The organism is Desulfatiglans sp. (genome assembly GCA_012513605.1).
GTDB lineage: Bacteria > Desulfobacterota > DSM-4660 > Desulfatiglandales > HGW-15 > JAAZBV01.
Window position 1 is genome coordinate 38,811 of record JAAZBV010000052.1, and the last position, 9,675, is coordinate 48,485.

Here is a 9,675-nt window from a genome sequence, read left to right on the forward strand (position 1 = left end):
TTGTCAGTAAACAAAAAATCAGAAAAATTCAGAAGCCTTGCGGTAACACTGGCCACAGGGTTTTCTGTGCTGACCATGGCGGCCCTTGTTATTGCCACTACTCTGCAGATGTTTTTCAGCTTTCATGCACAACAAAAAATCATCCTGACAAATCAAAAACTTATAGCTAAGGATGCGGCAAACGCCGTTGAATTTTTTATACAAGAGAAATTAACCAAACTGGAATCCACCTCAAGACGCAGAAATATGCCGATTACCCCCAAAAAGGCCCAGGAACCAACCCTTGAAAGATTAATGGGGCTTGAACCGGCATTTCGCCAGTTGATACTTTTTGACTCAAAAAGAGAAGAGATAGCAAGGATATCCCGTATTACAAAAATCGCCTCTGCCCAGCCTGAGCATTTTAACAGGGATGAACTGTTTCAAAAAACGAAAAACAATCAGACCTATATCGGCCCTGTATATATCGATGAAACAACAAGTGAACCCATGATGATCATGGCAGTGCCTGTAACAGATGTATTTGGCGATTTTCTTGGCACACTGATAGCTGACTTGAATCTGAAATTCATGTGGGACCTGATGGGAAGGATCAGGATCGGTGAAAATGGCGTAGCCTACGTGGTGGAAAAGCAGGGGTACCTGATCGCATATCGGGATATAGCCCCTGTATTAAAGGGAGATAACCTCTCTCATCTCAGGGAGGTGGATATCTTTGTAAAAGAAAAGACCTCTGCATCTGATATATCACCCAGGATATCACGTGGCATTAACAATAAGCTTGTAATAGCAAGCCATGTCCCGCTTTCATCACCAGAATGGGCTGTTATTGTTGAGCTGCCGATCCTGGAGGCATATCAGCCTGTGGTAATGACCCTTATACTCTCAGGATCTGTCATGCTCCTGAGCCTTATACTGGCGGTAATATCAGGTCTATTCCTGTCAAGAAGGCTTACAAAACCTGTTATAGAACTCAGGGATGCGGCAAAAAAGATTGGCAAAGGCCAACTATCACTTGAGATAGATATCCAATCCAATAATGAGATCGGTGAACTTGCAAAAAGTTTCAGCCTGATGATGAATGACCTGAAAACCACAACCGTATCAAGGGATGCCCTTGAAAAGGAGGTGGCAGAACGAAAGCAGGTAGAAAAGGTGCTGCTGGAAAGCGAGCAGAAGATGAAGGCAATCCTTATGGCCTCGCCTATAGGGATCGGTCTCATAAACAATGGAAGACTTGAATGGGCGAATGAAACACTCTTCACCATGTCGGGTTATGAAGAAAGATCCCTGCTTGGAAAAAACATATCTATACTCTTTGTAAGTGATGCAGAATATGAGCGCGTAGAAAAGGGACTTTTTACAGATAATAAAGGTGATGCTGTCAATATTGAAACACAATGGGTGAAAAAAACCGGCGCCGTGGTTGACTGTATTTTAGGCGCCTGCGCCCTTGATTCAAAAGATCTTTCAAAGGGTATGATACTCACTGTGATAGATATATCTGAATCAAAGGAGTTGCACTCAAAACTCATGCGCGCCCAGAAGATGGAGGTAATAGGCACACTGGCAGCAGGAGTGGCCCATGACCTGAACAATATACTGGGTGGTGTAGTTAGCTACCCTGAACTTTTAACACTGGACATGCCTGACACAAACCCCCTTAAAGGTCCGCTCCTTACAATAAAAAAGGCGGGTGAAAAGGCAGCCGCAATCGTACAGGACCTTCTTACACTTGCAAGAAGAGGGGTTTCTGTAAACGAGGTTTTAAACCTTAACACCATAATCAGCGAGTTTTTAAAAAGCCCTGAGTGTGAAAACATCCTCTCCTTTCACCCGAATATCGAGGTGGATATTAACCTTGATGAGGGGCTATTAAATATACTGGGGTCAGGTTTTCACCTCTCAAAGATAATCATGAACCTTGTATCCAACAGCGCAGAGGCCATGCCTCATGGAGGAAGGATTCAGATAACAACAGAAAATCAATACCTGGACACGCCTGTTTCAGGCTATGAAAATATAAAAGAGGGGGAGTATGTTACACTCACTGTATCTGATACAGGGGAAGGCATTCCTGAGGCAGATCTCATCAAGATTTTTGAACCCTTTTATACAAAAAAGAAGATGGGTAGAAGCGGCACCGGTTTAGGTATGACCGTTGTATGGGGCACAGTTAAAGACCACAAAGGGTATGTTGATATCAGGAGTGCAGAAAACAGGGGAACAACTATCAGGCTCTATTTTCCGGCAAGCAGGGAGAATATGGCAGCAAATAAATCCTCCATGCCAATTGATCTATATAGAGCAAAAGGTGAATCCATACTGATTGTTGATGATGTAGAAGAGCAGAGGATAATCCTCTCCAGGATATTGGAAAAACTGGGATACAGGGTAACTGCGGCTTCCGGCGGTGAGGAGGCCATAGAATATATGAAAAACAACTCTGCTGATCTTGTTGTCCTTGATATGATCATGGAACCGGGGATCAATGGCCTTGAAACATATAAACAGATACTTGAAATACACCCTGGCCAGAAGGCGGTTATAGCAAGCGGGTTTTCAGAAACAGAACATGTAAGAGAGACATTACGACTCGGCGCCTCTGCATATATCAAAAAGCCCTATAATATAGAAAAAATAGGACTCGCAATCAAAGATGCCCTGGCAAGGTAAGGGGCTTAGCTCTTTTATAATATACTGATGTGAAGATTTTTCACCACGGAGGACACGGAGAAAAGTTTTTTATTATGTTATTAATTAACAATTTTTGCTTAGCACCCTTCCTGGCGCGCCGTAGGCTTGGCGAAGGGGGCTGAGTCTTTGCGGTTAAATTTTAGCCTGTCACTTCAACCATACAAGTACACGGAAATCACGGAGACTGATATTAAATAACTTCTCTGTGCCCTCTGTGGTAAATGGCATTTTTGGAGCTTCAGATTCCCTAAGTCTATTTCGAATCACTGTTCACCAACCATACATCTTTCAGCAAGGTTATTTTTCTGACATCAAAAATTACCCGGCATATTTTTCAACTTTAAGCGTCAATTGCCTGACTTTTTACACCCCATAAATATTACTATATTATGTAACATTTTGTTATCACTTGTTTTTTAGTATAATTTACATTGTGGCACTCATATTGCAGGATTCAAGTAAAAGTTAAAGCTCAAGTTAATTCTTCATGAGATGAGGGAATAAAACCTCTTCTTTTCATAAAGGGTTAATCAATTTGGAAAACAAATATTTAAGGCATCACCGGGATATGTAAATCAAAGGGGCGGAGCCTGCCCTTTGATCTCCCCAAAAAACTATCTAGAGTTGCGAATAATCATGAATGAAATGTCTCTTGACAGGCAAATGTTTACAATCAAGGAGCTGAGTGAAAAACTCGATATCCCAAAGCCTACCATCAGGTTCTGGGAAAAGGAGCTTGAGGGGATTATTGTTCCATTAAGGAGCAACGGTGGCCAGAGAAGATACAACGAGTCTCATATCCCTCTGTTTGAGCAGATAAAAAGGCTGAGAAATGCAGGCAGGAGTATCTCACAGGTTAAGGAATATTTTAATAATAGAAACAGGACAACAAACTCACCTGAGAGCGAGATAGATATGCTCACAAAAAGGATCTCTGACCTGGTTAAAATGGAAGTAACAAAATTCTTAGGTATAAAATGACGAACTGGCAGACACACATAAACGAAATAAAAGATATCCTTCTTACATTATCTGTCAGGGATAAAAACGGACATATAACCGAGACCGATACTGGGTTTAAACAATTACAGAATTATACCCTCGGGGTTCTGGAAAGAAAAAAAACCATATACTTTATTGGTAACGGTGGCAGTGCATCTATTGCAAACGAGGCTTCAGCAAATCTTGCAGCGAATACAGGGATACATACAGAAACATTTTATAATTTCTCTCTTCTCACTTCAATTGCCTTTGATTCGGGCTATGATGAAATATTCGCTGAACCCTTGAGAAAAAGAATGGTTGCAGGGGATATGCTTGTAGCTATATGCAGTTCAGGAGAAGTACCAAACATCTTATTAGCGGTAAAAGAAGCAATTAACACCGGTGCAACTGTATGTACCTTTTCAGCCATAAATTCAAAAAACACTTTACGATCCCTTGGTACATTAAACTTCTATGTTTCTGCTGAAACTATTATGGATGCAAATCTCTCTCATATGGAAATAATGAATTGGTGGATTAAGCATATGATATCAATTGTATCGTGGCAGGAAGACATTAACAAAAGATACAATCAATATAACTACAGATATGAAGGTAAATTTACAGGCAATTAATTGTTTTAACTACCAATTTCCTGATAATGGTAAAGCAATAATAAAGAGAGGAGTAAGGTAATGAAAACAGTAATTTTTGCAGGAGGCATAGGGACCCGCATCTCCGAAGAATCTCATCTTAAACCCAAGCCAATGATCGAAATAGGTGAAAAACCCATACTATGGCATATCATGAAAATATTTGAGGCGCAGGGATTTAATGACTTCATTATATGTGTAGGCTATAAAAGTTATGTTATTAAGGAATATTTCTTAAACTACTATGTTTACAATTCTGATGTTACCATCAACCTTAGTACAAATAGTTTTGAAGTACACAGATCCAATACTGAAAAATTCAGAGTTACAATAGTAGATACAGGAGTTAATACAGGGACTGCCGGTCGTCTTAAACGTGCTCAACACCACATTGGCAATGAAGAATTTTTACTCACCTATGGAGACGGAGTAGCGGATGTTGACCTTAAACAATTAATAGCTCATCACCATGAACATGGAAAGATCGGGACTGTTACCGCTGTCCAGCCAGAAGGTCGATTCGGTTTACTCGATATAGAATCTGATTCTCATGTGAAATATTTTAATGAAAAATTATCAGGAGATGGTGGATGGATTAACGGCGGTTTTTTCGTGTTGAAACCAGAAATATTTAATTACCTGCCTGATAATGCTGATCAATTGATGTGGGAGGATTACCCTCTTGAAAAACTCACAGAAGATAAACAGCTATCAGCTTATAAACATAAAGGTTTCTGGAAGTGCATGGATGCCATAAGAGATAAATTTGTTCTTGAACAGCTCTGGTCATCAGGCCAGGCCAAATGGAAAATATGGGATTAGGATTTTAAGTAAGCACACGCATGTTTAAAGATATCTATAAAAATAAAAAGGTTCTAATTACAGGTCATACAGGATTTAAGGGATCATGGCTTGCCCTATGGCTCTCAAAATTGGGTGCCAATGTGATTGGGTATTCACTTATTCCTCCAACTGAACCAAACCATTTTCAACTGCTCAATCTGGATATTGTGTCAATTACTGGTGATATTAGAGATTATGAAAAACTTAAACAAATATTAAAAGAACATCAACCGGAAATCATATTTCACCTTGCTGCACAGGCTATTGTAAGAAAATCATATTTAGACCCTATTGAAACTTTTAGCACTAATGTCATAGGTACAGTAAATGTACTTGAAGCATCCAAAGCTGTGGAAAGTGTCAGAGCTATTATCAATGTAACCAGCGACAAATGCTATGAAAATAATGAATGGCTCTGGGGATATCGTGAAAATGATCGGCTGGGAGGATTTGACCCCTACAGTGCATCAAAAGGCTGTGCAGAAATTCTAACCAGTTGCTGGCAAAAATCATTTTTTAGTATTGAAAACTATGGAAAGACACATCAGACACTTCTTGCAAGCGCCAGGGCCGGAAATGTTATAGGTGGTGGCGACTGGGCTCCTGATCGGCTTATACCTGATATAATGAGGGCAATCAACCGTCATGATAAAGTTAAAATTCGAAATCCATATGCTACACGCCCCTGGCAACATGTGCTTGAACCTTTAAGCGGGTATTTGTTACTCGGCCAAAACCTTCTTAAGGAGAAAAAAGAGTTCGCTGAAGCATGGAATTTTGGACCATCTGATGATGGTAACAAATCAGTAGAAGAAATCGTCCGAAATGTTAAAAAAGACTGGCCAATACTGGATTATGAAATTCCAAAGTCAATCGATCAACCTCATGAGGCTGGTCTTCTAAGACTCGATTGTTCCAAGGCAAAAAGCAAATTAAAATGGCAGCCGGTCTGGACAAGCGACAGAGCTATTGAAAAAACTACACATTGGTATAAAAACTATTACGAATCTATGAGCATACTAACCTCTGAGCACATAAACGAGTATACTTCTGAAGCAAAATCTAAACATATCTCTTGGACCGAATAATGAAATTTATTGAAACAAAGCTAAAAGGGGCCTTCATCATAACACCTGATCTTATTAAAGACGAAAGAGGTTATTTTGCCAGGGTATTCTGCCAGCAGGAGTTTTTAAATAATGGCTTAAATTCAAACCTTGTGCAATGCAATATATCTTTCAATAATCTTAAAGGTACACTGCGCGGTATGCATTATCAATTGCCGCCGCATTCTGAAGTAAAGCTTGTTCGCTGCACTGCAGGCTCTATCTGGGATGTCATAATTGATCTTCGTTCTGATTCATTAACATATAAACAGTGGTTTGCAGCAGAACTCTCAGAAAAAAATCATCAAATGCTCTATGTTCCGAAAGGTTTTGCGCATGGTTATCAAACACTCGAAGATAATACAGAGGTTTTTTATCAGGTTTCAGCTTTTTATAAAAAGGAAAGTGAACAAGGTCTAAGATGGAATGATGCTGTATTTGGAATAAAATGGCCTTATCCAGTAAGCGTTATTTCAAAAAAGGATTTAAATCACTCTGACTGGGAGACAGAATAATGCGAGTCTTTGTTACTGGCGCATCAGGGTTCATAGGTTCTCACGTAATTGAAAGGCTGATATCCACTGGCCATAAAGTGGCTGCCCTTGTTAAGCCTGGAAACCCTATGATGCGATTAAAACCATTAGAAAATACTTTTGAATTATTTTCTACTTCCCTTGAGGATACCTGTCTGCTAAGAAAATCTATCAATACCTTCCAACCTGAAGCATGCATCCATCTGGCATGGTATGCAGAACCTGGAAAATACCTTAATTCTGAAAAGAACATTCAATCCCTTGCATCAAGTCTATCACTTTTTCAGATACTTATTGAAGCCGGATGCAAACAGATTATCGCAGCAGGGACATGTTTTGAATATGACACAAGCTTTGGTTATTTAAATGAAGATACACCTGCCAGACCTGCAAACCTCTATGCTTCAACTAAATTATCATGTTACCTGACTGGCAGTCAGTTAGCAGCGAAATCCGACATAGCCTTTGCATGGGGACGTATTTTTTATCCATATGGTCAATCGGAAAATCCCAATCGACTGGTACCAGCAGCAATCATGGCATTAAATAATAATCAACCCTTTCCTGCCAGTCCGGGAGAACAGATCCGTGACTACATACATGTGTCAGATGTAGCTTCCGCATTTTGCACTTTATTGGAAAAACAGGCAGATGGAATTTATAATATATCAACAGGTATTCCTGTATCGATCAAGCAATTACTTGATAGTATAGGCGAGCTGATGAATAAAAAAGATTTAATCCGTATTGGGGAGTTACCTTACAGAGTATGGGAACCGCCATTTATTTGTGGAGCTAACAATCAATTGAAATCTCTTGGATGGAATCCATTTTTTTCACTAAAAAATGGTTTATTAGATGTAATAAATGGTTAGGTAATCGACGCATAACTAAAAGTCTTTATAAAGGAAAATAAATTGAGCGCTGAAATAAAGCCACGAATCAATCTTGACAAAAGAACAAAACTGGAAGAAGTTATTCCTCTAAAAACACCCTTCGTCATTTTTGTTGACCCTTCAGATGCCTGTAATTTTAAGTGCAAATTCTGTCCGACAGGGGATAGAGAATTGATGAGAAAAGTAGGTCGCCCCCTACAAACTATGTCATTTGATCTCTTTAAAAAAATCGTAGACGATATTAATGAGTTTGATGACCCTTTAAAGGTATTGCGACTGTATAAAGATGGTGAACCTCTTCTGAATCCCAGACTTGCAGATATGATCAAATATGCAAAAAGCAGCTCAAAGATAAAATCAGTTGACACTACTACAAATGCATCACTTTTTACCAAAGATAAAAATCTAGAAATTATTGAAGCTGGTCTTGATAGAATTAATATATCAATCGAGGGTGTGAACAATAAACAATATAGAGAATTTTCAGATTACAAAATAAATTTTGATAAATTTGTTGGTAACATCAAACATTTTTATGAAAACAAACGACAATGCGAGGTTATTATTAAAATAAATGGTGATCTGATTTCAGAAGATGACAAAAACTTTTTCTATGAAGTTTTTCACGATATAGCTGATGGAATATCCATAGAACATGTTATGTCCTGCTGGCCGGAATTTAAATTGAATGGAATAGAAGTCAATATGGAAAAGGGGCTGTATGGTCAAAAAATTGAGGAAGTTTTGGTTTGCCCATATGTTTTTTATTCTTTTTCAATTAATTCTGATGGAGCAGCCAGTCTTTGCTTTCTGGACTGGTCACGCAGGCTAATTATTGGAAATGCAAATCAAGATAGCCTTAAAGATATTTGGTTTGGAAATAATATCAGAGAATATCAAAAGATGTTCCTGACAAAAAATAGAAAGCAGCACCCGGTATGCCACAACTGTGGACAACTGACACATGGTTTGCCTGATAACGTTGATAACTATGCAGAGAGGCTATTAATCAAGATCCAATCAGAATAGGTTTAAATATGAAACTCAATAAAATAATAGATTGTCCGATATGTGAATCAACAAAAACTGAAAACATGATGCAAATAAATTGCGGAGGCTTTGATGGATCAGTCTTGTATAAGGTTATTTCTATTAACACATGTAATAACTGTGGACATATTTTCAATAAATTAACTTCCGATGATATTGAAGGGCTTATCAAATACTACAACACTGAATATGCACCTGTTAATATCAATGCTTCTTATAAAACCGGTAATAAGCCCGGTGGTGAGGGGAATGATGCTTATATTAGATATAGCAAGCTCTACCAATTTATTTCCTCATTTATTTCCCCTGAATCCAAGATTCTTGATGTAGGATGCGCAATGGGTGGATTTCTGGATTTCCTTAATGATAAAGGCTTTATTAATCTTTCAGGTATTGATGTAACAGATGATTTCCTAGACTATGCTAGGCAAAATAAAAGATACAACATAAAGGTTGGTAGCGCGGATTCAATCCCTTTTAAAGAAAATTCCTTTGATCTGTTAACTGTAAATCAGGTTATTGAACATCTTGTATCTCCAAGTAAAGTTTTTCAGGAAGCAGGAAGGGTTTTATGTGAAGGTGGGTTATTATATATTGGAGTTCCTGATGCATTAAGGTACGGGGATGACAATCCATTTGATTTTTACTGGTTATTAATTAGAGATCATATTCAACATTTTGATGTGGAACATTTAAAATTAATAGCAGAATTAGAGGGATTTGAATTACTTAATATTAATCCAAATGAAAGTCTTGTATTAACTCCAGAACTAAAAATGCCGAGCCTGGATGTAATTTTCCGTTATACCGGGAAAAGAAATCAATTGAAAATTACTGATAACTGTTTCTATTTAGCGGAAAATTTCAAGGAATATTTATCGTTAAATTTGGAAAAACTTAAGGAAAAAATTAA

Annotated in this window: 9 protein-coding genes; all 9 read left to right on the top strand. The window is 38.3% G+C overall.

The window, feature by feature from the left end:
- Entirely contained in the window at positions 1 to 2,676 is a 2,676-nt protein-coding gene (locus GX654_06930) for a response regulator (protein ID NLD36587.1), read from the top strand.
- 657 nt (positions 2,677 to 3,333) lie between these two features.
- Positions 3,334 to 3,678: a MerR family transcriptional regulator gene (locus GX654_06935; GenBank protein ID NLD36588.1), complete on the top strand. Its 345-nt coding sequence runs from the start codon at positions 3,334 to 3,336 to the stop codon at positions 3,676 to 3,678.
- Positions 3,675 to 4,316 (top strand): SIS domain-containing protein, encoded by a 642-nt coding sequence (locus tag GX654_06940; protein ID NLD36589.1) that lies wholly within the window; start codon positions 3,675 to 3,677, stop codon positions 4,314 to 4,316. The genes GX654_06935 and GX654_06940 overlap by 4 nt, the downstream gene beginning before the upstream one ends.
- 60 nt (positions 4,317 to 4,376) lie before the next feature.
- The gene (gene rfbF / locus GX654_06945; GenBank protein NLD36590.1) at positions 4,377 to 5,156 is read left to right on the top strand and encodes a glucose-1-phosphate cytidylyltransferase; all 780 of its coding nucleotides are present in this window, start codon (positions 4,377 to 4,379) and stop codon (positions 5,154 to 5,156) included.
- Between the two features lie 20 nt (positions 5,157 to 5,176).
- Positions 5,177 to 6,265, top strand: coding sequence for a CDP-glucose 4,6-dehydratase (rfbG, locus tag GX654_06950; GenBank protein ID NLD36591.1), 1,089 nt, complete (start codon positions 5,177 to 5,179; stop codon positions 6,263 to 6,265).
- Complete coding sequence (gene rfbC, locus GX654_06955; GenBank protein NLD36592.1) at positions 6,265 to 6,798, top strand: dTDP-4-dehydrorhamnose 3,5-epimerase; 534 nt, start codon at positions 6,265 to 6,267, stop codon at positions 6,796 to 6,798. Before rfbG ends, rfbC begins: the two co-directional genes overlap by 1 nt.
- Complete coding sequence (locus tag GX654_06960; protein NLD36593.1) at positions 6,798 to 7,691, top strand: NAD(P)-dependent oxidoreductase; 894 nt, start codon at positions 6,798 to 6,800, stop codon at positions 7,689 to 7,691. Before rfbC ends, GX654_06960 begins: the two co-directional genes overlap by 1 nt.
- A 42-nt stretch (positions 7,692 to 7,733) precedes the next feature.
- Positions 7,734 to 8,741: a radical SAM protein gene (locus GX654_06965; protein NLD36594.1), complete on the top strand. Its 1,008-nt coding sequence runs from the start codon at positions 7,734 to 7,736 to the stop codon at positions 8,739 to 8,741.
- Positions 8,742 to 8,749: 8 nt separating this feature from the next.
- On the top strand, positions 8,750 to 9,675 hold a 926-nt coding region (locus GX654_06970), incomplete at its 3' end, for a class I SAM-dependent methyltransferase (GenBank protein NLD36595.1).